General features: G+C 73.1%; 18 protein-coding genes. 11 read left to right on the forward strand and 7 right to left on the reverse strand.

The features are described from left to right. The first annotated feature begins 467 nt into the window (after positions 1 to 467). Both dnaB and ACETWP_RS02880 read left to right on the forward strand, forming a co-directional pair. Positions 468 to 1,835, forward strand: coding sequence for a replicative DNA helicase (gene dnaB / locus ACETWP_RS02875; protein WP_373971012.1), 1,368 nt, complete (start codon positions 468 to 470; stop codon positions 1,833 to 1,835). 24 nt (positions 1,836 to 1,859) lie between these two features. Next, positions 1,860 to 2,768, forward strand: coding sequence for a ZIP family metal transporter (locus ACETWP_RS02880; protein WP_373970686.1), 909 nt, complete (start codon positions 1,860 to 1,862; stop codon positions 2,766 to 2,768). A 14-nt stretch (positions 2,769 to 2,782) separates the two neighbouring features. On the opposite strand, the gene ACETWP_RS02885 is transcribed toward ACETWP_RS02880, so the two are convergent. Next, positions 2,783 to 3,319: a GyrI-like domain-containing protein gene (locus ACETWP_RS02885; RefSeq protein ID WP_373970687.1), complete on the reverse strand. Its 537-nt coding sequence runs from the start codon at positions 3,317 to 3,319 to the stop codon at positions 2,783 to 2,785. A gap of 123 nt (positions 3,320 to 3,442) precedes the next feature. Here ACETWP_RS02885 and ACETWP_RS02890 point away from each other — a divergent pair, with 123 nt between their 5' ends. Then, the gene (locus tag ACETWP_RS02890) at positions 3,443 to 6,448 is read left to right on the forward strand and encodes an aminotransferase (RefSeq protein WP_373970689.1); all 3,006 of its coding nucleotides are present in this window, start codon (positions 3,443 to 3,445) and stop codon (positions 6,446 to 6,448) included. A gap of 49 nt (positions 6,449 to 6,497) precedes the next feature. Here the strand turns inward: ACETWP_RS02890 and ACETWP_RS02895 are convergent, their stop codons facing one another. From ACETWP_RS02895 to ACETWP_RS02920, 6 genes are all read right to left on the reverse strand, one after another. After that, positions 6,498 to 6,839, reverse strand: coding sequence for a GNAT family N-acetyltransferase (locus ACETWP_RS02895; RefSeq protein ID WP_373970691.1), 342 nt, complete (start codon positions 6,837 to 6,839; stop codon positions 6,498 to 6,500). Positions 6,840 to 6,868: 29 nt separating this feature from the next. Beyond that, positions 6,869 to 7,861, reverse strand: a complete 993-nt coding sequence (locus ACETWP_RS02900) for a pirin family protein (protein WP_373970692.1) — start codon at positions 7,859 to 7,861, stop codon at positions 6,869 to 6,871. A 63-nt stretch (positions 7,862 to 7,924) separates the two neighbouring features. Beyond that, positions 7,925 to 9,229 (reverse strand): kynureninase, encoded by a 1,305-nt coding sequence (gene kynU / locus ACETWP_RS02905; RefSeq protein WP_373970693.1) that lies wholly within the window; start codon positions 9,227 to 9,229, stop codon positions 7,925 to 7,927. Between the two features lie 34 nt (positions 9,230 to 9,263). Then, complete coding sequence (locus ACETWP_RS02910; RefSeq protein ID WP_373970694.1) at positions 9,264 to 12,056, reverse strand: cation-translocating P-type ATPase; 2,793 nt, start codon at positions 12,054 to 12,056, stop codon at positions 9,264 to 9,266. An 18-nt stretch (positions 12,057 to 12,074) separates the two neighbouring features. Next, positions 12,075 to 12,362 (reverse strand): MoaD/ThiS family protein, encoded by a 288-nt coding sequence (locus tag ACETWP_RS02915; protein ID WP_373970695.1) that lies wholly within the window; start codon positions 12,360 to 12,362, stop codon positions 12,075 to 12,077. 7 nt (positions 12,363 to 12,369) lie between these two features. Further along, positions 12,370 to 13,524 carry an exo-alpha-sialidase gene (locus tag ACETWP_RS02920; protein WP_373970696.1) on the reverse strand — a complete coding sequence of 385 codons (1,155 nt, stop codon included), beginning with the start codon at positions 13,522 to 13,524 and terminating at the stop codon, positions 12,370 to 12,372. Between the two features lie 100 nt (positions 13,525 to 13,624). On the opposite strand from ACETWP_RS02920, the gene ACETWP_RS02925 reads away from it, so the two are divergent. From ACETWP_RS02925 to ACETWP_RS02960, 8 genes are all read left to right on the forward strand, one after another. Beyond that, positions 13,625 to 14,068 carry an SRPBCC family protein gene (locus tag ACETWP_RS02925; RefSeq protein WP_373970697.1) on the forward strand — a complete coding sequence of 148 codons (444 nt, stop codon included), beginning with the start codon at positions 13,625 to 13,627 and terminating at the stop codon, positions 14,066 to 14,068. Between the two features lie 100 nt (positions 14,069 to 14,168). Further along, complete coding sequence (locus tag ACETWP_RS02930; protein ID WP_373970698.1) at positions 14,169 to 14,966, forward strand: dioxygenase family protein; 798 nt, start codon at positions 14,169 to 14,171, stop codon at positions 14,964 to 14,966. A 212-nt stretch (positions 14,967 to 15,178) separates the two neighbouring features. Further along, positions 15,179 to 16,912, forward strand: coding sequence for an ABC transporter ATP-binding protein (locus ACETWP_RS02935; protein ID WP_373970699.1), 1,734 nt, complete (start codon positions 15,179 to 15,181; stop codon positions 16,910 to 16,912). Next, positions 16,913 to 19,105, forward strand: a complete 2,193-nt coding sequence (locus ACETWP_RS02940) for an ABC transporter ATP-binding protein (RefSeq protein WP_373970700.1) — start codon at positions 16,913 to 16,915, stop codon at positions 19,103 to 19,105. It abuts the gene before it with no gap. A gap of 45 nt (positions 19,106 to 19,150) precedes the next feature. Beyond that, on the forward strand, positions 19,151 to 19,897 hold the full coding sequence (locus ACETWP_RS02945; RefSeq protein ID WP_373970701.1) for a pentapeptide repeat-containing protein: 747 nt from the start codon (positions 19,151 to 19,153) through the stop codon (positions 19,895 to 19,897). A 65-nt stretch (positions 19,898 to 19,962) separates the two neighbouring features. Beyond that, complete coding sequence (locus ACETWP_RS02950; protein ID WP_373970702.1) at positions 19,963 to 20,736, forward strand: CPBP family intramembrane glutamic endopeptidase; 774 nt, start codon at positions 19,963 to 19,965, stop codon at positions 20,734 to 20,736. Then, positions 20,737 to 21,975: an MFS transporter gene (locus ACETWP_RS02955; protein WP_373970703.1), complete on the forward strand. Its 1,239-nt coding sequence runs from the start codon at positions 20,737 to 20,739 to the stop codon at positions 21,973 to 21,975. It abuts the gene before it with no gap. A 171-nt stretch (positions 21,976 to 22,146) separates the two neighbouring features. Continuing rightward, on the forward strand, positions 22,147 to 23,397 hold the full coding sequence (locus ACETWP_RS02960; protein ID WP_373970704.1) for a cation:proton antiporter domain-containing protein: 1,251 nt from the start codon (positions 22,147 to 22,149) through the stop codon (positions 23,395 to 23,397). The last annotated feature ends 31 nt before the right edge of the window (positions 23,398 to 23,428 follow it).

Raw genomic sequence — 23,428 nt, forward strand, 5'->3', positions numbered from 1 at the left:
CCGGCGTGCATGCACAGGCGCGACCCGCGTGTCTGTGGATAGTGCCGTTGCTTCTGTGGAAAAGTGACGCTCGTGGGATCGTAACCCACCACACAACCTCCAAGTAGCCCCTGAATGTTGATCCCGAAAATCTTTTTGTACACAGGTTGTCGTGGATAAAAAGCCTAGTCAGAGCCGTTTCGAATCTGAAAGAAATATTTCATCCACAACCTCCTCCCCAGTCTGTGCACACAACACGCCGCACTGCACACAGCTTCTCCACATGGGCTGTGGACAACTCGGTTGGGAAGGGCGCGGAAAGGGTCTATGGTGACAGGGTCTCCGGTCCACCGCGCGCACTGCGACGGGCCTCGCCCCGCGATCTCCACAACCTCCAGACGGACCCGGCGCGGGCTGGGATAATGGAGGCAGCACGGGTGCGCCGACGGCCGCCCACCACCGAGGTGAAGGGAAGCGACGTGTCGCTGATGCAGACAGACTCCAAGGGTTCGCGGGAGTCTGAGTTCGGCCGGACCCCGCCACAGGACCTGGTGGCGGAGCAGAGTGTCCTGGGCGGCATGATGCTGTCCAAGGACGCCATCGCCGACTGCGTGGAGGTCCTCCGCGGGATCGACTTCTACCGGCCGGCCCACGAGTCCATCTTCGAGGCCATCATCGACCTCTACGGACGCGGCGAGCCCGCCGACGCGGTCACCGTCTCCGATCTGCTCACCAAGCGCTCGGAGATCTCGCGCATCGGTGGTCCCGCATACCTCCACACCCTCATCCAATCGGTCCCCACCGCCGCCAACGCGGGGTTCTATGCCGAGATCGTCCGGGAGCGCGCCGTCCTGCGCCGCCTCGTCGACGCCGGGACCAAGATCGTCCAGTTGGGCTACTCCCAGGACGGCGAAGTGGACGAGATCGTCAACCAGGCCCAGGCGGAGATCTACGCCGTCGCGGAACGACGGACCGCCGAGGACTACGTGCCGCTGCGCGACATCATCGAGGGCACGGTGGACGAGATCGAGTCGGCCGGGCACCGGGGCGAGGGCATGACCGGCGTCCCCACCGGCTTCTACGAGTTCGACGAGCTGACCCAGGGTCTGCACGGCGGGCAGATGATCGTGATCGCGGCGCGTCCCGCCGTCGGCAAGAGCACGTTCGCCCTGGACTGGGCGAGGTCGGCGGCCATCAAGCACAACATGACCACCGTCTTCTTCTCGCTGGAGATGGGACGCAACGAGATCGCCATGCGCCTGCTGTCGGCGGAGGCGAGCATCGGCCTCCAGGACCTGCGCAAGGGCACGGTCAAGGACGAGCAGTGGGGGAAGATCGCCACGACGATGGGACGGCTGAACGACGCCCCCCTCTATATCGACGACTCGCCGAACATGTCGCTTATGGAGATCCGCGCGAAGTGCCGCCGGTTGAAGCAGAAGCACGACCTCAAGCTCGTCGTCCTCGACTACCTGCAGCTGATGAGCTCCGGCAAGCGCGTGGAGTCCCGCCAGCAGGAGGTCTCGGAGTTCTCCCGAGCGCTCAAGCTGCTGGCCAAGGAGCTCGAGGTCCCGGTGGTCGCGCTGTCGCAGCTCAACCGCGGCTCGGAGCAGCGCACGGACAAGAAGCCCATGGTCTCCGACCTCCGCGAGTCCGGCAGCATCGAGCAGGACGCCGACATGGTGATCCTGCTCCACCGCGAGGACATCTACGACAAGGAGTCCCCCCGGGCGGGTGAGGCCGACGTGATCGTCGCGAAGCACCGCAACGGGCCCACCAAGACCATGGTGGTGGCCTTCCAGGGCCACTACTCGCGCTTCAACAACATGGCCAGCGAGGGCGGCGGGGGCTTCTAGCCGGTCCACGGGTAGGGTGGGCCCATGCCCGTCTGGCTGCAGGCCCTGTCATGGGGCACGTTCGCCGGCGGCGCGCTGCTCGTCGGGGCGGCCGTCGCCTGGAAATACACGATCCCCCGCCGGGCCGTGTCCACGGTGATGGCCTTCGGCGCCGGCGCCCTGATTTCCGCGCTCTCCTTTGAACTCGTTGCCGACGCGCTGGAGACCGGGGGCCTCTGGCCCACGGCGGCCGGATTCCTGGCCGGGGCCGCCGCATACGTCGCGGCCAACGCCCTGCTGGTCCGTTCGGGCGCCCACCACCGCCGCCGCGCCAGGAGGCCGCCGGGCCGCGGAAGCTCCGGAAGGTTCGGCGGGACCGGACCGGGACCGGTCGGCGGCGCGCGGCCGGACGCGGGGCGGAACGCCCTCGGCGTCGCCCCGCGGGAGGCCTCCGGCGAAGTGCGGCGGGACGCCTCCGGGGACGCGCGGCGGAAGCCCGCTGACGGGGCCCAGCAGAAGGCGTCCGGCGGCACGGCGATCGCGGTCGGCGCGCTGCTGGACGGCGTCCCGGAGTCGATCGTGCTGGGTCTCGGGCTGGTCGGCGGGGCGTCGGTGAATCCCGCCATGCTCGCGGCCGTCATCATCTCCAACGTGCCGGAGGGGCTGGCCAGCACCGACGACATGAAGCGCGCCGGGAAACCCGCGGCGCAGGTGTTCGGCATCTGGGGCGGCATCGCGGCGATCTCCGGCCTCTCGGCGCTCTTCGGCTATCTGGCCCTGCGGGACGCGCCGGGCGAGCTCGTCGCCGTCGTCACCGCTGTCGCCGCCGGCGGCATCCTCTCGATGCTCTCCGACACCATGATCCCGGAGGCGTTCGAGGAGCAGCACATGCTCACCGGGTTGATCGCGGCGCTGGGGTTCCTGGCCGCGTTCGTGCTCCACCACGGCCTCTGAGCCCCCGCCGCGCGCTAGGGGGCCGGGGGAACGCGCTCCGCCTCGACCGGCAGGAACAGGTCGGTGCGCAGGGTCGCCGGATCCGCGGTCGGCGAGGGCTCGGTGACGTAGACCTCCCAGAACGGCAAGCCCGGCGCGTGTCCGTTCCGCGAGGCCCAATCCAGCAGCCCCCGCCACGCGTCGCCCAAGGCGTCGTAGGGGCCCACGTGGGACACCGTCGCCGCGGGACCTCCCGGCAGCCGCGAGGCGGAGACGACGATCCCGGAGTCCGTCGTGTGGTCACCGACCAGCGGATGGTCGATCGCGAAACCAACGTCCAGGTCCGTCGTCTCGGCCGGGAGCCGTGGGTAGAGGGCGAAGGCGGGCCCCACCGGGCTGAGCGCCCGGCTTCTGAGGAAGCCCGCGAGGGCGCCGAAGGACGCGTCGAAGAACGCCGCCAGCTCGCCGGAGGGAATGTCGCGTCCGCGGACGACGGCGGTGCGCGCCTCGGCGAACGTCAGCACCTCGGGCTCGCGGCGGGGACCGCGCGTGTGCGTGTCGTGTTCCGTCATGACCTGCTCCTGGGGCCGGAAGGCTGTGGGAGACACTGTACGCCCGCGCCCGCACCTCGCAAATGCATCGGTGGCGCCGGATAATGGGGTCCGACCGCTTGCCGCCGCCCCGCCGGAGAATCCATGGACCCCGACCTTCCCCGCTCCGCGGAGGCGCCCGCCTCCGGCCATGTCCGGCCGGCTGCGGAGGCCGCCGTCGCCCCCGCCCTGACCCGACCCGACGTCGACGCCGCCGCGGCCGCCGGGCTCGCGCTGCGGCTCTACGGCCTCCGGGCCACGGCCGCCGAGCTGGGCAGCAACCAGGACCGCAATTTCCTGCTCGAGTCGGAGGCCGCCGGTCCGGCCGCGCGGTGGGTCCTGAAGATCGACAACGCGGCGTTCGGCGCCGACGAGCTCGCCGCGCAGAACCGGGCCATCGGCAGGCTCGACGCGGCCGGAATCGGCGTCGCCCGGGTCCTGCCGGGGCTCGACGGCTCGCGGCTCCAGGTCGCCGAGGTATCCGGGGCCAGGCACCACGTCCGGCTGTTCGAGCACGTGGCGGGACGCTCGCTGGTGGACGCGGGGTACCTGCCCGACGCCACGCTCCGCGCCCTGGGGTCCGTCGCCGCCGCCGTCGACTCCGCGCTGGAGGGGTTCGAACACCCGGGGCTCGACCGCGAGCTGCAGTGGGACCTGCGCCGCGGCGCCGACGTCGCGCGGTCGCTGCTCGCCGCGGTGGGCGACCCGGACCGGGCCCTCCGCGTGGCGGCCGCCGTGGACGCCGCGGAGCGGGCGCTGGCCCCGTTGGCGTCCGGGCTGCCGGTGCAGCCGATCCACGGCGACCTCACCGACGACAACGTGATCGTGGCGCGCGGCCCGGTCGCGGACGCGCGGAACCTCACGGTCATCGACTTCGGGGACCTGGCCCTCGGCTGGCGGGCCGCGGAGCTGGCCGTGACGTGCTCCTCCCTGCTGCACCACCGGCCGGGCGATCCGCTGGCCGTCCTGCCGGCGGCCGCGGCGTTCCACGCGCGGGCCCCGCTGTCGGTCCCCGAGGCCCGGGCCCTCTGGCCCCTGCTGGTCCTGCGCGCCGCGGTCCTCGTCGGCGCCGGCTGGGCGCAGACCGGGATCGAGCCCGGCAACGAATATGCCGCCGAACGCATGGACCACGAATGGCTGATTTTCGAGACCGCCACATGCCTGCCGATCGAGGTCGCCACCGCGGCAGTGCTGGCGGAGCTGGATCTTCCCACCCGCACCGCGCCGACGGCCGCCGACGACGCCGCGGCGGGTGCGCTCTGCATGCTCGAGGACGCATACGTCCTGGACCTCGGCGTCGAGTCCCCGCACCTCGCGGACGGATGCTGGCTCGAGGACGGCATCGAGGAGCGCCTCGCGGCCGAGGCGCTGACCCGGCACGCGACGGTCGTGCTGCCCCGCGGCGACCCGAGGCTGACCCGCACGGCCGTCAACAGCAGGGCGGCGGGCGCAACGGTCCCGCTGGCCCTCCAGCTGTACACGAACGCCCCCGTGGGGCTCCGGGCGCCGTGGGCCGGGATGGCGCGGACCGTCGGCCCGCACGCACTCGAGCTGCTCGCCGGCGACGGGACGCGGCTGCTGCTCGACGGCGTGGCGACCGCGGCCCGGGGCGCGGCGCGCGTGGGCGCCGGCGACGCGCTCGCCGTCGTCCCGGCGTCGTCCCCCGGGCGGTCCGGCCCGGCGTCGGTCCGGATCGCGACGGCGGACGCGCCCGAGGCGGTGCCCCTCTTCGCCGTGCCGGGCCACGCCGCGGCCTGGCGGATCCTCGCCCCGGATCCGGGCCCGCTGCTCGGGCTCCCGGCGCGGGCCGCGCCCGCCTCCGCCTCCGCGGAACAGCGGCGCCGGGAACGTCTCCTGTCCTCCGCGCAGGAGCGCTACTTCGCGAAGCCGCCCCACATCGAGCGCGGCTGGCGCCACCACCTGGTCGACGCCGACGGGCGGGCCTACGTCGACATGGTCAACAACGTCGCCGGCATCGGGCACAGCCATCCCGCCGTGGCGCGCGCGGCCGCGGAGCAGCTGCGCCTGCTCAACACGAACTCGCGCTTCCTGTACCGGTCGCTGGCCGAGTACGGCGAGCGGCTGGTCGCGCTCGCCCCGGCGGGATCGGGGCTGGACACCGTGCTCCTGGTCAACAGCGGCTCGGAGGCGGTCGACCTGGCGATCCGGCTGGCCTGGGCCGCGACCGGCAGGACGACGATGGTCGCCCTCCGGGAGGCCTACCACGGCTGGACGGTGGGCGCGGACGCCGTGACCACCAGCGCCTACGACAACCCGCGGGCCCTGGCGTCCCGGCCGGAGTGGGTGCACGTCGCCGACGTGCCCAACCCGCTGCGGGGCCGGCACACGGGGCCCGGCGCCGGGGCGGCCTACGCGGCGGAGCTCGCCGGGGAGCTGGACGGTCTCCGGCGGGACGGGAGACCGGCCGCCGCGTTCATCTGCGAGTCGGTGCTGGGCAACGCGGGCGGCGTGCTCCTGCCCGACGGGTACCTCCGCGACGTCTACGCGGCCGTCCGCGCGCACGGCGGGCTGTGCATCGCCGACGAGATCCAGGTCGGTTTTGGGCGCATGGGGAGCGGCTTCTGGGGGTTCGGCCTCCAAGGCGTGGTCCCGGACATCGTCACCATCGCCAAGCCGATGGGCAACGGCTTCCCGATCGGGGGCGTCCTGACCACGCGCGCCATCGCCGAGGCCCTCGGCGGGGAGGGCATGTTCTTCTCCTCGGCGGGCGGCTCGCCGCTCGCGTGCCGCGTGGGGCTCGCCGTGCTGGACGCCATGCGGGACGAGTCGCTGGCCGAGAACGCCCGCGACGTGGGCGGGCACCTGCGCCGGCGGCTCGAGGAGCTGGGGGAGCGGCACCCGATGGTCGCGCACGTCCACGGGGCCGGGCTCTACCTGGGCGTGGAGCTCGTCACCGACCGCGCCACCCTGGAGCCGGCGGCGCGGGAGACCGCGGCGATCTGCGAACGCCTGCGCGAGCTCGGCGTCATCGTGCAGCCCACGTCGGAGCGGCAGAACGTGCTCAAGATCAAGCCCCCGCTGTGCCTGACCCGAGAGAGCGCCGATTTCGTCGTCGACGCGATCGACCACGTCCTGTCCACGGGCTGGTAGTCCCGTCCACCGGCTGGAGGGCGGCGCGGGGGCGGCGACCGCCCGCCGGCTAGCCCCGCGGGACGGCCCCGAGGTGGTCCGGGCGCGTCGGGGCGACCGCCTCGCGGTACTCCGGGTGCTTGGCGACGTAGCCGCGGATGTACGGGCAGACGGCGACGATCCGCTGCCCCAGGGCGCGCGTGTCGTCCAGGGCGAAGGCCGCCAGGCGCGCGGAGAGCCCCCGCCCTCCGTGGGACCCGTCGACGGTCGTGTGGTAGAAAATCCGCTCGTCGCCGCCGAAGGGGACGTAGTGGGCCGCGCCGACCACGCGGCCGGCGTCGACCAGCTCGTAGCGGCGCCCCTCGGCGTTGTGGCGGACGGTGATCTCGGCGGCGGCGTTCACGGGGTCCATCGGCGTCCTCCCGGTCGGGTGCGGGGTGCTCAGCCGCGCGGCCGGAGCCGGACGTTGGGCAGGGCCGGGGCGGGCAGCGGGGCCGGCTGGCCGGCGGGGAAGGAGCCGAAGCGCGGCGGCCCGGAGGCGTCGCCGGGCGCCGGCGGCTCGGCGCCGATCTCCGCCTGCCACTGCGCCCGGTAGGTGGCGACCTCGTCGTGGCTGCGGCCCACGAAGTTCCACCACATGACGATCTGCTCGCCCAGCGGCTCCCCGCCGATCAGCAGTGCGCGGACGTCGGCGGCTCCGGCGTCGAGCCGCGCGCGCATGCTCCCGGTGGGCAGGTAGGCCAGGTGGTCGCGGGGCACGGCGTGCCCGTCCAGGCGCAGCTCGCCCGCGTCGAGCAGGATCCCGTGTTCGAAGGCGGGGTCCAGGTCCAGCTCCAGGGTGGAACCGGCGGCCAGGAGGATCTCGGCGCCGAGCAGCGGCGTGTGGGTCCGCACCGGGGAGGCGTCGCCGCCCAGCGACCCCAGGAAAACCCGCAGTTCCCAGCCGTCGCCGCGCACCGGCTCGGGGCGGTAGTGCTCGAAGCCGGGCTCCGCATGCCGGGCCGCGTCCGGCAGGGCCGTCCACAGCTGGGCGCCGTGCAGCGTCACCGTGTCCCCGGTGGAGAACTCGGAGTGGCTGATCCCCCGCCCGGCCGTCATCAGGTTGAGCTCGCCGGGCCGCACGATCGCGTGGAATCCCGCGGAGTCCCGGTGCTCGACCTCCCCGGTGAACAGCCAGCTGACCGTTTGCAGCCCCGTGTGCGGGTGCCGCGGGACGCTCATGCCGCCCGACGCGCCGACAGCGTCGGGGCCGTAGTGGTCCAGGAAACACCACGCGCCGATCAGGCTGCGGGCCCGCTGTGGGAGGGTCCGGCGCACGGTCATGGCGCGCGGCCCGCCCAGGGGAACGTCGCGGGGGACCAGCATCTCGGGCCCGGCGGGTACGCGCCCCTGCTCGCAGACGACTTCCTCCGGGGCGGTCTCCAGGTTGCTCATGCTCAAACCCTAGGCCGTCCCGCGGGCCGCGTCACGGCCGCCGTTCCGGCGGCCCGCCGCCGGCTACGTGACCGCGTTGCGCTCGCGGTGCTCCGGGGCGTCCCACGCCCGGGAGTCGAGGATGTCGCGCAGCGCCTCGACGGCGTCCCAGACGTCGGCGTACCCGGTATAGAGGGGCGTAACGCCGAAGCGCAGGACCTCGGGCTCGCGGTAGTCGCCGATCACGCCGCGGGCGATCAGCGCGCTCATCACGGCGTACCCCTCGGGGTGCCGGAAGCTCACGTGGCTGCCGCGCCGCGCGTGCTCGCGCGGCGTGACGAGCTCCAGCGGATGGGCGGCGCAGCGCTGCTCGACGAGCCGGACGAACAGGTCCGTCAGCGCCAGGGACTTCGCGCGCAGCGCGGCCTGGTCGGCCTCGAGCGTGATGTCCAGGCCCGTCTCCACGAGGGCCAGCGACGTCACCGGCTGCGTGCCGCAGAGGAAGCGGCGGATGTCGCCCGCCGGCCGGTAGCTCTCCGCCATCGCGAACGGCGCCGCGTGCGACCACCATCCGGCCAGCGGCTGCCAGAACCGGTCCTGGTGGCGCGCGTGGACCCAGATGAAGGCGGGGGAGCCGGGCCCCCCGTTGAGGTACTTGTACGTGCAGCCGACCGCGAAGTCGGCGTCGGCGCCGTTGAGGTCCACGGGCACGGCCCCCGCGGAGTGGGCGAGGTCCCAGACCATGAGTGCGCCGGCGTCGTGCGCCTGGGCGGTGACCGCGTCCATGTCCCACATCGATCCGGTGCGGTAGTTGACGTGCGACAGGGAGACGACGGCGGCGTCCCCCGGCGCCAGCGCGTCCCGCAGGGACAGCGAGGCGTCGACCAGGCGCACCTCGTAGCGGGTGCCCGTCTCCTCCGCCACCGAGTTCAGGAAATCCGCGATGCCCTCGGCGATGTAGACGTCGGTCGGGAAGTTGTCCCGTTCGCTGACGATGACGCGCCGACCGGGGCGGTCCCGCTGCTGGATGCGGATGGCCGCGGCGAGGGCCTTGAAGAGGTTCAGGCTGGTCGTGTCCGTGACGACCGCCTCGCCGGGGTTGCCGCCGAGCAGGGAGGCGAGCTTGTCGCCTAGGCGCCCTGGCAGGTCGAACCACCCGGCGGTGTTCCAGCTCCGGATGAGGCCGCGGCCCCACTCCTCGGCCACGACCTCGCGGGCCCGCTCCTCCGCGCCGGCGGGCAGGGCGCCGAGCGAGTTGCCGTCGAGGTAGACGACGCCGTCGGGCAGCAGGAAGCGGTCGCGGAAGCCGCGCAGCGGATCGGCGGCGTCGGCGGCGAGGCAGTCCCCGCGGGTGGCGTGGGGCGGGGCGGACGGCGTCGTGGCGGACATGGGGTCCCTTCGGGTCTGGGCTGGCCCGATCAGCCTACCCGGCGGCGCCCCGCCGGTCGTGGAGCCGCTGGGCGAGCTTGCGCAGCTCGTCGAACCAGAGCACGGACGACGCCGCGGCGACGCAGACGGCCCAGTGCGCGGCGTCCAGCGCGGCGGTGCCGAACGCGACCTGCAGCGGCGCGAGGTGCACGACCGCGACCTGCAGCAGCACGGCCAGACCGACGGACCCCCAGAGCCACGCGTTGTCGAACGGCCGGCGGAACGCGCTGGTGGTCTCCGAGCGCGAGTTGAAGGCGTTGAAGAGTTGGGCGAAGACCAGGGTCGTGAAGCCCGCGGTGCGCGCGACCTCCAGCGAGTCCCCGCCCTCGATGAGGCCGCCGGGCAGGAAGACGTCGATCGTCAGCAGCGTGGCCAGGGCCATCACCAGGCCGATCGTGAGGATCCCCGTCCACATGCGGCCGTCGATGATGCGGTCCCCGGCGCCGCGCGGTGCGCGCGCCATGACGTCGTCGATCTCCGGGTCCACGCCCATGGCCAGCGCCGGCCCCGAATCGGTGACCAGGTTGATCCACAGGATCTGGGTCGCCAGCAGCGGCACGACGACGGCCTCCGCCCCCGCCCCGGTCAGCCCGAGCACGCCGGCGAACACGACGCCGAGGAAGACCGTGAAGACCTCGCCCATGTTGGAGGACAGGAGGTAGCGCAGGAACTTCTTGATGTTGTCGAAGATGGCGCGCCCCTGGCGGACCGCCACGACGATCGTCGCGAAGTTGTCGTCGGCGAGGATCATGGCGGACGCCTCCTTCGTGACCTCCGTGCCCGCGATGCCCATGGCGACGCCGATGTCCGCGGACTTCAGGGCGGGGGCATCGTTGACGCCGTCCCCGGTCATCGCGACGACGTTGCCGCCGGACTGCAGGGCGTCGACGATCTGCAGCTTGTTGCGCGGGGCCACCCGCGCGTATACGGAGGCGCGGCGCACGGTCCCGGCGAGGCCGGGGGGATCCAGCGCGTCCAGCTCGGCCCCGGTGACCGCGCGCTCGCCCTCGGCGACGATCCCCAGGTCGGCCGCGATCCGCGCCGCGGTCACCGGGTGGTCCCCGGTGATCATCACCACCCGGATGCCGGCACGGCGCGCCTCCGCGACGGCCGCGGCGGCCTCGGCGCGCGGGGGATCGATGATGCCCGCCGTCCCGAGGAACACCAGGTCCCCCTCGTCGTCCTCGTCGAAGACCTCCAGCGCGCCGCGCTCGTGGGTCTCGAACCGGCGGTAGGCCACCGCGAGCGTGCGCAGCGCCCGGGAGGAGAGGTCCTCGACGTCCCGGAGCGCCGTGGCGCGGCGAACGTCGTCGAACGGCTCCACGCCCTCGCCCACCTGCACCGCCGTGCAGCGCGCCAAAAGGACGTCCGGGGCGCCCTTGGAGACGATGGCCACCACGTCGTCGCGGGACCGGTGCTGGAGCGTGGACATGACCTTGCGCTCGGACGTGAAGGGGATCTCGGCGCGCCGCGTGAACAGGTCCGCGCGCTCGGCCACGCCGTCCAGCTTCCTGGACGCGACGAGGAACGCGGCCTCAGTGGGGTCGCCCTGGATCTCCCACGCGCCGCCGCGCAGCTCCAGCTGCGCGTTGTTGGACAGCGAGCCGCCCAGCAGCAGCAGCCCGGCCTCCGTGAGGAGGTCCCCGTCTTCCACGGGGCGGCCGCCGCTGGTGGCTTGTCCCGCCGGGTCGTAGCCCGTGCCCGAGAGCTCGACCTCGCCCGACGCGGTACGCAGGCGCACGATGGTCATCTCGTTGCGGGTCAGCGTGCCGGTCTTGTCCGAGGCGATCACGGAGGCCGATCCGAGGGTCTCCACCGAGTGCAGCTTCTTCACGACGGCGTGCCGGCGGGCCAGGTTGGTGACGCCGATCGCGAGCACGACGGACAGGATGGCCGGCAGGCCCTCGGGCACGGCGGCCACGGCCAGCGAGACGCCGAGCAGCAGGACCGTGACGAGGTCGGGAAGCGTGTCCACCTCGTTGACGAGCGCCGTCACCACCATCACGACCACGGCGATCGCGATCACGGTGGCGCCGAGGACCCGGCTGACCACGGCGAGCTCGCGCTGCAGCGGCGTCGGTTCCGCCTCCGTCGCCTCCAGCAGCCCGGCGATGGCGCCGACCTCGGTCCCCATGCCTGTGCCCGTGACCACGGCGCGCCCCACGCCCTGGGCGACGGCGGTGCCCTTGTAGACCATGTTCGTGCGGTCGCCGAGGGGGGCCTCGACGCTGAGGGTGCCCGGGTCCTTCGTGACCGCCTCGCTCTCGCCCGTGAGCGAGGCCTCGGCGACGCGCAGGCCGCTGGCCGAGAACAGCCGGGCGTCGGCCCCGACGGCGTCGCCCTCGGCCAGGACCAGCACGTCTCCGCGCACCACGTCCGCCGTGGGCACGGTGCGCAGGGCGCCGCCGCGCAGCACGGTCGAGCTGGCGGCGGTCATCGACTGCAGTGCGGCCACCGCGTTCTCGGCCTTGTTCTCCTGCAGGAACCCCAGCGCGGCGTTGAGCGCCACGACGACGGCGATCACGACGGCGTCCACGGGGACCCCGGCGGCCCCCTCGACGCCCCAGGCGAGCACCGAGACCGCGATGGCGCCGAGCAGCAGGTAGATCAGCGGGTCCTGGAACTGGGACAGGATCTTGCGCCACGTCGGCGTGGGCGGCGCGCTGCGCAGGCTGTTCGGCCCGGCCTCGGCGAGGCGTCGCGCGGCCTCCTCGGGCGGGAGCCCTGTGGCGCGGTCCACCCCGAAGGCCTCCGCCGCCGCCCGGGCGGGCTTTCGATACCAGTCCATCCGCCCCGGCTTCCCGGGCTAGCCGCCCGCCACGGACTGTATCACCATGATCCGCGCGCCGGCCGGGGCCGGGGTGTCCAGCCCCGCGAGGTCGCGGATGTTGTCGCTGCCGACGAAGACGTTGGCGAAGCGGCGGACGCTGCCCGTCTCGTCCCGGATCCGCCGGGCGAAGACCGGGAACCGGGCGGAGACCCGGTCCAGCACGGCGCCGACGCTGGCCCCGTCCTCGCATTCCACCTCGAGGACGCGCCGCCCGCCCACGGTGGGGGCGAGCACCGCGGGAACCTCGAGCGTCACGGTCGCCACGGCGGACTCAGCGGACGACCGCGGCGCGGACACTGAGCACGTCGGGCAGCCGCTCCGCCACGGCGGTGAAGGTCGCGCCCTCGTCGGTGCTGGCGAACACCTCGCCCGCGCGCGTGCCGAAATAGACGCCGACCTCGCCGTCGTGGTCGTCCACGCCGGCGGCGTCGCGCAGCACGGAGTTCCACTCGCCGTCGGGCAGGCCCGCGTGCTGCTCCTCCCACGTGTTGCCGGCGTCGGTGGTGCGGTACGCGCTGAGGCGGGTGCCGACGGGGACGCGCTCGTAGTCGCCGCGCAGCGGAATGGTCCAGGCGGTTCCCGCCGAGCGCGGGTGGCTCAGGAACACGAAGCCGAAGTCCGCGGGGAGCCCGTCGGCGATGCTGATCCACTGGTCGCCGCCGTTGTCCGTGCGGTACACGCCGCCGTGGTTCTGCGCGTAGAGCCGCTCCGGGTCGCCGGCGTCGGCCGTGATCCGGTGGACGCACTGGCCGAACTCCGGCTCCTCGTCCGGCATGAAGCCGGCCGCGATGCCCTTGTTCCGGGGCTCCCAGGTCCCGCCGCCGTCGCGCGAGCGGTAGACGCCGCCGGTGCTCATGGCCACGTGCACGGTGTTGTCGTCCGCGGCGTGGGGTACGACGGTGTGGGCCGTCGCGCCGCCCCCGCCCGGAGCCCAGTCCTTGCGGTGCGGATGGTCCCACAGCCCGCGGTTGAGCTCGAAGTGCTCGCCCCCGTCGGTCGACTTCCACACCGAGATCGGCTCGCAGCCGGCCCAGACGACGCCGGGCCGCTCCGCCGTGTCGGGGCGGAGGTGCCAGATGCGCTCGAGCGCCGCGCCGGTGTCCTCCGGGAACTTGATCGCGCCGTCCTCGGGCTCGGACCAGGTGGCCCCCAGGTCGTCCGAATAGACGACCGTGGGCCCCCAGTGCCAGTCGTTGATCCCCGCAAGGATGCGCGTCCGGCCGCCGCGGGTGTCGATCGCCACGGAGGGGACCTCGAGGTTGAGGAAGTGCGGCCCGCCGAGGGTCCACGTGGCGCGGTCGACGCTCGTGGCCAGCCAAAGGCCCTTCTTGGTGCCGATGGCGATCACCGTGGTGGTGTCCCCGGGGGTGACCGCTCGAGCCTCGGCCGCGGCGGGCGCAGTGGTGGTGGGGGTTCGGTTGCTCATGCCCCACAGTCCACCACCGCGACCGATGCCGGGCAAGGGTTTGCCGCGGGGCAAATTCGGCGCCTTCCGACGTCGGCCCGGCGGGCGTAGTCTCGGCGGCATGGACGAGCATCTGGTACTGGAACGCGACTTCGACGCACCGCCGCAGGCGCTGTGGCGGGCCTTCACGGATCCCCGGTCCCTGGCGGGCTGGTTCGGCCCCGAGGGGTGGTCCGTGGCGGAGGAGACCGTGCGCGTGGAGGCCCGTCCCGGCGGGGAATGGCACCTGGAGATGGCCTCCGACGACGATCCCGCCCAGCGCTCGCCGGTCACCGCGCGGCTCGGGGAAGTCGAGGAGCCCCGGCTGCTCGTGGGGCACACCGAGGCCACCGAGGAGTCGGGCGGCCGGGCGATGGTGCTGCGCGTGGCGCTGGCGGAGCTGGACGGCGGCCGGACGCGGCTGACGCTGACCCAGGGCCCGTACGCCGCCGATCTGCTGCCGATGGCCGGGGAGGGCTGGATGTCGTCGTTCGCCAAGCTGGACCGGCGGCTCGCCGCCGGCTAGGACACGTCGGGGAGGCCGCTGGATGCCGCGGCGCGCCGCCGGACAGACCCCTCTACGCCCTATACTTGAAGATTCAATAAAATGGGCGTACGATCGACCCATGACACCGACACTGGACCGCCCGCCCGTCCTCTTCCTCAGCCACGGGGCCCCGCCGCTGGCCGACGACGCCCGCTGGACGCGCGAGCTCGCCGAGTGGTCCGCGACCTTCGAGAAGCCGAAGGACATCCTCATGGTGTCCGCGCACTGGGAGAACGCCCCCGTCACGCTCAGCGCGACCGAGCGGCCGGCCGGGCTGGTCTACGACTTCTGGGGCTTCCCGCAGAAGTACTACGACGTGCGCTACGACGCCCCGCCCGCCCCCGGGCTCGCCGGCGAGGTGGCCCGCCTGGTCGGGGCCCACGGCCACCACGTCGAGCACGACCAGGGCCGGGGACTGGACCACGGCGCGTACGTCCCGCTGAAGGAGATGTTCCCCGCGGCCGACGTGCCGGTGGTCCAGATGTCCATGCCCACGCTGGACCCGCAGGGCCTGTTCGAGCTCGGGGCGTCGCTGGCGCCCCTGCGCGATCGGGGCACGCTGATCGTCGGTTCCGGCTTCACCACGCACAACCTCCGCTGGTTCGACCCCGCGGCCGGCCCGGACACCGCGCCGCCCGCGGCGTCCAGCGAGTTCGACCAGTGGGCCGAAGAGGCCATGTCCCGCGGCGACGTCGACTCCATCCTCGACTTCCTGCGCAAGGCGCCCGCGGCCCGCGAGGCCCACCCCCGCTCCGAGCACTGGGCGCCTCTCTACGTCGCCCTCGGGGCGGCATATGCCTCCGGAGGCATCGACGCCCGGACCGCGATCGACGGTTTCTGGTTCGGGCTCTCGAAAAGGTCCTGGACGCTGGGCTGAGCGGACCCGCGGCGCCTGCGGGGCGACACCGGATCGAGCCGCGGCCGGCCCGCGGCACGGACGCGCGGGACGCGGCCCGCGGAATCATCCCTGGGGCTGATCAAACCGTCCCCGCCGCGAGGTAGTGTTTGGCTTGCCCGAGGCGCAGCCGGCCCCACGGGCGCCCACCGTCCGCCGCCATGCCGCGGGGGATGCACAAAGGACCGAACACCATGCTCATGCGACTGATACTCCGGTACTCGCGCCCCTACGCCCGATGGATCGGGGCGGTGCTGGCCTTCCAGCTGGCCACCACGCTCGCCACGCTCTTCCTGCCGAGCCTCAACGCCCGCATCATCGACGAGGGCGTCACCCGCGGCGACACCGACTTCATCTGGCGGACGGGCGGCGTGATGCTCGCCGTCGCGTTCGTCCAGGTGATCACGGCGGTCGCGGCGGTGTACTTCGGGGCCAAGGCGGCGATGGCGGTCGGCCGGGACATCCGGCGCGGCGTCTTCCACAAGGTCTCCTCCTTCTCGGCCCAGGAGGTGAACCGGTTCGGCGCGCCCACGCTCATCACGCGCGGCACCAACGACGTGCAGCAGGTCCAGATGCTGGTCCTGATGGGGCTGAACTTCATGGTCTCCACGCCCATCATGTGCATCGGCGGGATCATCATGGCACTCCGCGAGGACATCGCCCTCTCCTGGCTCGTCTGGGTCTCGGTGCCCGTCCTCGTGGTCGTCGTCGGCGTGCTCGTCTACCTGCTGATGCCGCTCTTCCGGCTCATGCAGGACCGCATCGACGCCATCAACGGCGTGCTGCGCGAGCAGATCATCGGCATACGCGTGGTTCGCGCCTTCGTCCGCGAGCCGTTCGAGACACGGCGCTTCGGCGACGCCAATGCCCGCCTGACGGACGTCGGGGTGAAGGTGGGCAACCTCTTCGTCCTGATGTTCCCGCTCATCGGCATGGTGCTCCACCTCGCCACGGCGTCCGTGCTCTGGTTCGGCGGGCAGCGGGTCGACGCCGGGGAGATGCAGGTCGGCGCGCTGACGGCCTTCCTCCAGTACCTGCTGCAGATCCTGGTGGCCGTCATGATGGGCACCTTCATGGCCATGATGATCCCGCGCGCGGCGGTCTGCGCCGAGCGCATCGCCGAGGTGCTCGCCGTCGAGCCCTCGCTCCGCGACCCCGCCGCTCCCCGGACCCACCCCTCCCGGGGCGGGACGGTGGAGTTCCGCGACGTGGGCTTCGGCTACCCGGGCGCCGAGGCCCCCGTGCTGAGCGGCCTGAGCTTCACCGCCCGGCCCGGGCAGACCACGGCGATCATCGGCTCCACCGGAGCGGGCAAGACGACCCTGCTGAACCTTATCCCGCGCCTGTACGACGCCGGATCCGGCGACGTCCTGATCGATGGGGTCCCGGTGCGCGAGCTGACCCGGGAGCAGATCTCGGAGCGGGTGGGCATGGTCCCGCAGCGGCCCTACCTGTTCTCCGGGACGGTCGCCTCCAACCTCCGCTTCGGCAACACCGGTGCCGGGGAGGACGAGCTCTGGGCCGCGCTGGCGACGGCGCAGGCCGACGGCTTCGTGCGCGACAAGCCGCGGGGGCTGGACGCGCCCGTCTCGCAGGGAGGGACCAACGTCTCCGGCGGCCAGCGGCAGCGGCTGTGCATCGCCCGCGCCATCGTCGCCCGCCCCTCCGTCTACCTCTTCGACGACTCGTTCTCGGCGCTGGACGTGGCCACGGACGCGCGGCTGCGGGCCGCCCTGAAGGAGACCACGCGCGACGCCGCGGTGATCATCGTGGCGCAGCGCGTCTCGACGATCACCGACGCCGACCAGATCCTGGTGCTCGACCACGGCGCGATTGTGGCCCGCGGGACGCACGCGGAGCTGCTGGAGTCCTCGGAGACCTACCGCGAAATCGTCGAGTCGCAGATCAGCGTGGAGGAGGTGGCCTAGATGGCGAGGAACACCGGGAACCGCGGGACCGCCGCCGAGCCGGCCGCCGTGGACGAGGCCGAGGAATTCCAGGAGATGGCCATCGACGACGGTTGGGGAGGCCAGCAGTCGGTGCGCAAGGCGCGGCACTTCTGGCCCTCCGCCGCGCGCCTGATCGGCCTGCTCGCGCCGGAGAGGCTCGGCCTGGCGCTCGTGCTGCTCTTCGTGGCGGCCGGGGTCGTCCTGACCGTCATCGCCCCGAAGATCCTGGGCCAGGCGATGGACGTCATCTTCTCCGGCGTCGTGGGCCGGGGGCTGCCCCAGGGCGCGACGCAGGCGCAGGTCATCGAGGGACTGCGCGCCCAGGGGCAGGACGACCTCGCCGACATGATCTCCGGCATGACCGTGGTCCCCGGAGCCGGGATCGACTTCGTGGAGCTCGGCCGGCTCATCATGATCGTGCTGGCCATGTACTTCGTCGCCTCGGTGTTCATGTGGGCGCAGGGCTACATCCTGAACCGGCTCGTCATGCGCGTCGTCTACGGCCTGCGCCGGGACGTGGAGGACAAGCTCAACCGCCTGCCCCTCAACTACTTCGACACCCGCCAGCGCGGGGACGTCCTGTCCCGGGTGACCAACGACGTCGACAACATCCAGAACGCGCTGCAGCAGGCCTTCGCCCAACTCATCCAGTCGATGCTGACGGTCATCGGCATCATCATCATGATGTTCATCGTCTCCTGGCAGATGGCGCTGATCGCGCTGGTGGCCCTGCCGCTGTCCGGTATCGCGGCCGCCGTCATCGGGACCAGGGCGCAGGGGCTCTTCGCGGCCCAGTGGAAGTCCACCGGCGCGCTGAACGGCCAGATCGAGGAGTCCTTCTCCGGGCACGACCTGATGAAGGTGTTCGGCCGCGAGGCCGACGCGCGGGAGAGCTTCGAGGAGCGCAACGAGGAGCTGTTCAGGGCCTCGTTCGGCGCGCAGTTCGTCTCCGGCACCATCTACCCGGTGATGCAGTTCATCTCCTACCTGGCCTACGTGGGCATCGCCGTGGTCGGCGGGCTGCGCGTGGCCTCGGGCCAGATGACCCTCGGCGACGCGACCGCCTTCATCCAGTACTCGCGCGAGTTCACGCAGCCGCTGGGGCAGATGGCCGGCATGGCCAACATGCTGCAGTCCGGCGTGGCGTCCGCGGAGCGCACCTTCGAGCTGCTCGACGCCGAGGAGCAGGACGCGGAGACCGCCACCGCGCACCTGCCCGAACGGACGGAGGGGCACGTCGAGTTCCACGCGGTCACCTTCTCCTACGATCCGGAGAAGACCCTCGTCGAGGACCTTTCCTTCGAGGCGCACCCCGGGCACACGGTGGCCATCGTCGGGCCGACGGGCGCGGGCAAGACGACGCTCGTGAACCTGGTGATGCGCTTCTACGAACTGGACGGCGGCCGCATCACCCTGGACGGCACCGACATCACGGAAATCTCCCGCTCGGAGCTGCGCTCCAAGGTCGGGATGGTCCTGCAGGACGCGTGGCTCTTCAACGGCACCATCCTGGAGAACATCCGCTACGGACGGCTCGACGCGACGGACGACGAGGTGCGCGCGGCGGCGACGGCGACCTTCGTCGACCGTTTCGTGCGCGCGCTGCCCGACGGCTATGCGACCGTCATCGACGACGAGGGCACGAACGTCTCCGCGGGCGAGAAGCAGCTGATCACGATCGCACGGGCCTTCCTCGCGAATCCGTCGTTGCTGATCCTCGACGAGGCCACCTCCTCCGTGGACACGCGGACCGAGCTGCTGGTCCAGCACGCCATGGCGGCGCTGCGCACGGACCGGACGAGCTTCGTCATCGCCCACCGGCTCTCGACCATCCGCGACGCCGACACCATCCTGGTCATGGAGTCCGGACGGATCGTCGAGCAGGGCGGGCACCAGCGGCTGCTGGCCGCGCGGGGCGCCTACCACCGCCTCTACATGTCCCAGTTCGCCGGCCCGGCGCAGGACCCGGACGCGGACGACGCCGGCGACGGGTCCGGGCCGGTCCGACCGGCGCCGGGGGATGCCCCCGGTGAGCCGCCGCCGGAGGGCGCCGGGGCGGCCTCGCCCGCCGCCGCCGACGGGACGTCGCCCGACGGGCGGGCGCGGGCCGCTGCGGGGGCGACCCCGGAGTCGGCACCGTCCGCGGAGCGGGGCCCGTCCGGCGGGAGCTGATCCGGGGGAGAGCGGGCGGGAGCGGGGCGCGGCTAGGCTGGGCACATGCCCGCCGTGCCAGCCTCCTCCGGTTCGAACCCCGCAGCCGCGAAGACCACCGCCCGGCAACCCGGCGTTCCGCGGCGCGGGGCCGCGGAGCCCGGTGCCCCGAAGGCGCCTCGGCTGCCGTCCTTCGCGCCCGGGGCGCCCGGCCGTGCCGGGGACCTCGCCGCGCCGGAGGCGGACGGGCGCAGCGACGGGCTCCAGTTCGAGGGGGACGACGCGGACGGGCTGGATCTCGAGGACACCGTCTTCACCGACTGCGGCTTCCGCCGCGTCGCCCTGTCCGGGGCGCGGCTGGCCCGGGCGTCCTTCGGCGACTGCGAGTTCGTGGACCTGATCGCGCCCGCGCTGGAGGCGCCGGGCTCCGCGTGGTGGAACACCCGGCTGGAGCGCTCCCGGATCGGCTCCGCGGAACTGCACGGCGCCGATCTCCGCGCGGTGCTGTTCGACGGCGGCAAACTCGGCTACGTCAACCTGCGGCAGGCCACGCTGCGGGACGTCGTCTTCCGCGGCACCATCATCGAGGAGCTGGACCTCGGCGGCGCCACCCTGGGGCGGGTCGCCTTCGAGGACTGCCGGATCGACGCGCTGCTGCTGAACGGGGCCCGGCTGGCCGACGTGGACCTGCGCGGCGCGCGACTGCGCTCCATCACCGGGCTCTCGGGCCTGCGCGGCGCGACGGTCGACGCCCTGCAACTCCAAGACCTGGCCCCGCTGCTCGCCGCGGAGGCCGGCCTCCGGGTGCGCTGACGCGGCGTCCGACCGGAGGGGGCGCCCCGCCCCCGCGCGGGTCCGCGAGTCGATAGGGTTGGGTCATGCAGCACAACCCCACGCCCGGCGTTCCGGGCCAGTATCCGCCGGCCGCGAAGCGCCGCCAACCCGTGTTCGACCCGGGACCCTTCCGCCGCGGCGACTTCGTGGTGCTTGCGGCCTACCTGCTGCTCTTCATCGTCGGGCTCGCGGGCTTCCTGCTCTTCATCCCGGGGTTCCGCGACGTCTTCACCACGCCGGACACCGCGCAGTTCGCCGTGAACCTGATCGCGTACGCCGTGCTGTTCACGGGCGCGATGATCATGTCCTTCTCGGCCCTGCGGGAATCCTTCCGCACCTTCCTGTACCACCCCTGGGCCAAGGGGTTCCTGGTGCCCGGCGCGTGGCTGGGCAGCCTGATCGTCACCGCGTCGATCCTCATGACGATGGGCGAGGCGGTCAAGAGCGAGAACCAGCTCGCGATCGAGGGCATGACGACGTCGGTCCCCTTCCCCACCATGTTCGTGGCCGCCGTCGTCATGGGACCGTTCGTCGAGGAGTACATCTTCCGCCACCTGCTCATCGGCAAGCTGAGCCGCTGGATCAACGTGTGGGTCTGCGTGGCGATCTCGATCCTGCTCTTCGCCGGGATCCACTTCGTCGGCGCCGGGTCCTTCGACGTCACCTCCCTGGTCCCCTACCTCACGCTGGGCACGGTGATCAGCGTGGCCTACGTGCTCTCCGGCAAGTCGCTCGCGTATTCGTACGTGCTGCACCTCTTCAACAACGGCGTCGCGCTGGTCCTGGCCTACACCGTCCTGCCCCTGCTGGAACAGTAGGTGGCGGGGCCCCGCGAGCCCTGGCCCGGCCACGCCCAGGGCAGCCCGGGCTACCGCCGCATGATCCTGGCGCTCTTCGCGGCCGGCGTGGCGACGTTCTCGCAGCTCTACTCCGTGCAGGGCGTCCTGCCGGAGCTCTCCCGCGACCTCGACGTCTCCGAGTCCCAGGCCGCGCTGGCCGTCTCCGCAGCGACCCTGGGACTGGCGGTGGCCGTCGTCGGCTGGTCGGCGGTCGCCGACCGGTTCGGACGCCTGCGCACCATGCACGCGGCCGTCGCCGCCGCCGTCGTGCTCGGACTCCTGGTGCCGTTCGCGCCCGGCTACGAGGCGCTGCTGGCGGTCCGTTTCGTGGAAGGCCTCGCGCTGGGCGGCATCCCCGCCGTCGCCCTCGCCTACCTGAGCGAGGAAGTCGCCCCGATGTACGCCGCGGTCGCGGCGGGGACCTACATCTCCGGGACCTCGCTCGGCGGGCTCGCGGGCCGCATGGTGGCCGGGCCGCTCAGCGAGTTCGTCAGTTGGCGCGTGGGAACGCTGGTGGTGAGCCTGATGGCCGCGGTCGCCGCGGCGGTCTTCATCCTCGCCGCGCCGAAGCCGCGCGGCTTCGTGCCCGTCCCGCGCAGGACGCCGGGCGAGCCGACCCTGGCACGCAAGCTGCTGATGAACCTGCGCGACCGGCGGCTGCTGGCCCTGTACGCCCAGGGGCTGTTCCTGATGGGCGGCTTCGTGGCCGTGTACAACTACCTGGGTTTCCGGCTCGAGGCCCCTCCGTTCCTGATCCCCGCCTCGTGGGGATCGCTGGTGTTCCTGGCCTACCTGTCCGGGGCGTGGTCGTCCCGCCGTTCCGGGACGATGGTGGCCCGGTTCGGCAGGCTCCCGGTGCTCCTCGGGTCGATCGGCGTGATGGCGGCGGGGCTGGCGGTGACGCTGGCGCCGTGGCTCCCCGCCGTCGTCGCGGGGCTGCTGCTCCTCACCGCGGGCTTCTTCTCCGCGCACGCCGTGGCCAGCGGGTGGGTTCCCGTGCTGGCCGTCGGGGGCCGCGCGCAGGCGGCGAGCCTCTACAACCTCGGCTACTACGCCGGCTCGAGCCTGTTCGGCTGGGCCGTGGGGCTGCTGTTCGTGCCGTTCGGCTGGCCCGGGGCCGTGGCCTGCGTCGGGGCGCTCATGGCCGCGGCCGCGGCTTCCGCCGCCGCGCTGCGCGGGTCGCCCGGCGCCGCCCGGCGCGTCATCCCGCGCGGGTGATGCGGGCGCCGCCGCGGCGGGCGATACTGGGCCCTCCGGCGGGCATCCGCCCCACGGCCCTTGCGCGACCGGGCCGACGCCCGGCGCTTCGAGACCGCGAGGGGCATCGAGACCCCGAGGGGAGGGAACCGTGGGCCCAGCGACAGCCCCGGAGGTGCCCGGCGGGCCACCATGCACGTGAGCGCGGTCGTGCTCGTGGTCATCACGGCCGCGCTGTTCGCGTGGTCGCTGCTCTCCGCGCGGCTCCAGCGGGCCTCCCTGACGGCCCCCATCGCGTTCATCGCCGTCGGGGCGGCCCTGACCGGGTTCGGGCTGGTCGACGGATCCGGGGCACCGGAGACCTTGGCGCCGCTGGTCGAGACCACCTTGGTCTGGGTGCTCTTCACGGACGCGGCCCGCATGCCGCTGGTCCAGCTGCGGCGCGACGTCGGCCGGTACGTTCGGCTTCTGGGCGTCGGCCTGCCGCTGACGATCGTCCTCGGGTGGCTGCTGGCCGCGTGGCTCTTCCCGCAGCTCGGCTGGTGGCTGGCCCTGCTGCTGGCCGCGGCGCTGGCACCGACCGACGCGGCCCTGGGGATCCCCGTGGTGACGAATCCGGTGGTGCCGGCGCGGATCCGCCAGCTGATCACCGTGGAAAGCGGACTCAACGACGGGATCGCCACCCCGCTCGTGATGTTTGCGATCGCCGGTGCGTCGGCCGCCGCGGGGCTGGAGGGCGCCGAAGGGCCCGGCCGGGCGGCCGTCGAGCTGCTGGTCGGCGCCGCCGTGGGCGCCGCACTGGGCGCCGCGGGCGGGTGGCTGCTGCGGCAGGCGCGCCGGCGCGGGATCGCCGCGGAAGACTACGTCGGCATCGGCGTCCTGGCCCTGGCGCTGCTCGCCTACACCGGCGCGCTGGCCGTGGGGGGCAACGGATTCGTCGCGGCCTTCTGCGGGGGCCTCGCCTTCGGAGCCTGCGCCGGACCCCGGGCGGCGGGCGAGCTGGTCTTCCTCGAGCAGGCGGGCAGCCTCGTGTCGCTGCTGGTGTGGCTGCTCTTCGGGGCCGTCGCCGTTCCGCTCATGTTCGACGGGCTCGGCGTCGCGGTCGTGGCGTACGCGGTGCTCAGCCTCACCGTGGTGCGCATGCTGCCGGTGGCGCTGGCGACGATCGGCGCGGGCCTCGGCCGGGACACGGTGCTCTTCGTGGGCTGGTTCGGGCCCCGAGGCCTGGCGTCCCTGGTCTTCGCGCTGCTCGCCCTCGAGGGACTCGGGTCCCTGGCCGACGAGGTCGTCACCGTGATCGCGTCCACCGTGCTCCTCAGCGTCCTGGCCCACGGGGTCAGCGCCGGGCCGCTGGCGGACCGCTACGGGCGGGGCGCGTCGGCGTCCACGCCGGGGCCGGGCGAACCCGGGGGGCCGAGCCCCGCGCGTCCACCGGGGGTCTGACCCGGGGGTGGAAAATGCGTCGGGCGGGTCC

This window comes from Arthrobacter halodurans, from assembly GCF_041877255.1.
Lineage (GTDB): Bacteria > Actinomycetota > Actinomycetes > Actinomycetales > Micrococcaceae > Arthrobacter_N > Arthrobacter_N halodurans.

Bases quoted from the DNA above. Each gene is read 5' to 3' on its own strand.
- dnaB (WP_373971012.1), top strand. From the start codon at position 468: ATGCAGACAGACTCCAAGGGTTCGCGGGAGTCTGAGTTCGGCCGGACC.
- ACETWP_RS02880 (WP_373970686.1), top strand. From the start codon at position 1,860: ATGCCCGTCTGGCTGCAGGCCCTGTCATGGGGCACGTTCGCCGGCGGC.
- ACETWP_RS02885 (WP_373970687.1), bottom strand. From the start codon at position 3,319: ATGACGGAACACGACACGCACACGCGCGGTCCCCGCCGCGAGCCCGAG.
- ACETWP_RS02890 (WP_373970689.1), top strand. From the start codon at position 3,443: ATGGACCCCGACCTTCCCCGCTCCGCGGAGGCGCCCGCCTCCGGCCAT.
- ACETWP_RS02895 (WP_373970691.1), bottom strand. From the start codon at position 6,839: ATGGACCCCGTGAACGCCGCCGCCGAGATCACCGTCCGCCACAACGCC.
- ACETWP_RS02900 (WP_373970692.1), bottom strand. From the start codon at position 7,861: ATGAGCAACCTGGAGACCGCCCCGGAGGAAGTCGTCTGCGAGCAGGGG.
- kynU (WP_373970693.1), bottom strand. From the start codon at position 9,229: ATGTCCGCCACGACGCCGTCCGCCCCGCCCCACGCCACCCGCGGGGAC.
- ACETWP_RS02910 (WP_373970694.1), bottom strand. From the start codon at position 12,056: ATGGACTGGTATCGAAAGCCCGCCCGGGCGGCGGCGGAGGCCTTCGGG.
- ACETWP_RS02920 (WP_373970696.1), bottom strand. From the start codon at position 13,524: ATGAGCAACCGAACCCCCACCACCACTGCGCCCGCCGCGGCCGAGGCT.
- ACETWP_RS02925 (WP_373970697.1), top strand. From the start codon at position 13,625: ATGGACGAGCATCTGGTACTGGAACGCGACTTCGACGCACCGCCGCAG.
- ACETWP_RS02930 (WP_373970698.1), top strand. From the start codon at position 14,169: ATGACACCGACACTGGACCGCCCGCCCGTCCTCTTCCTCAGCCACGGG.
- ACETWP_RS02935 (WP_373970699.1), top strand. From the start codon at position 15,179: ATGCTCATGCGACTGATACTCCGGTACTCGCGCCCCTACGCCCGATGG.
- ACETWP_RS02940 (WP_373970700.1), top strand. From the start codon at position 16,913: ATGGCGAGGAACACCGGGAACCGCGGGACCGCCGCCGAGCCGGCCGCC.
- ACETWP_RS02945 (WP_373970701.1), top strand. From the start codon at position 19,151: ATGCCCGCCGTGCCAGCCTCCTCCGGTTCGAACCCCGCAGCCGCGAAG.
- ACETWP_RS02950 (WP_373970702.1), top strand. From the start codon at position 19,963: ATGCAGCACAACCCCACGCCCGGCGTTCCGGGCCAGTATCCGCCGGCC.
- ACETWP_RS02960 (WP_373970704.1), top strand. From the start codon at position 22,147: ATGCACGTGAGCGCGGTCGTGCTCGTGGTCATCACGGCCGCGCTGTTC.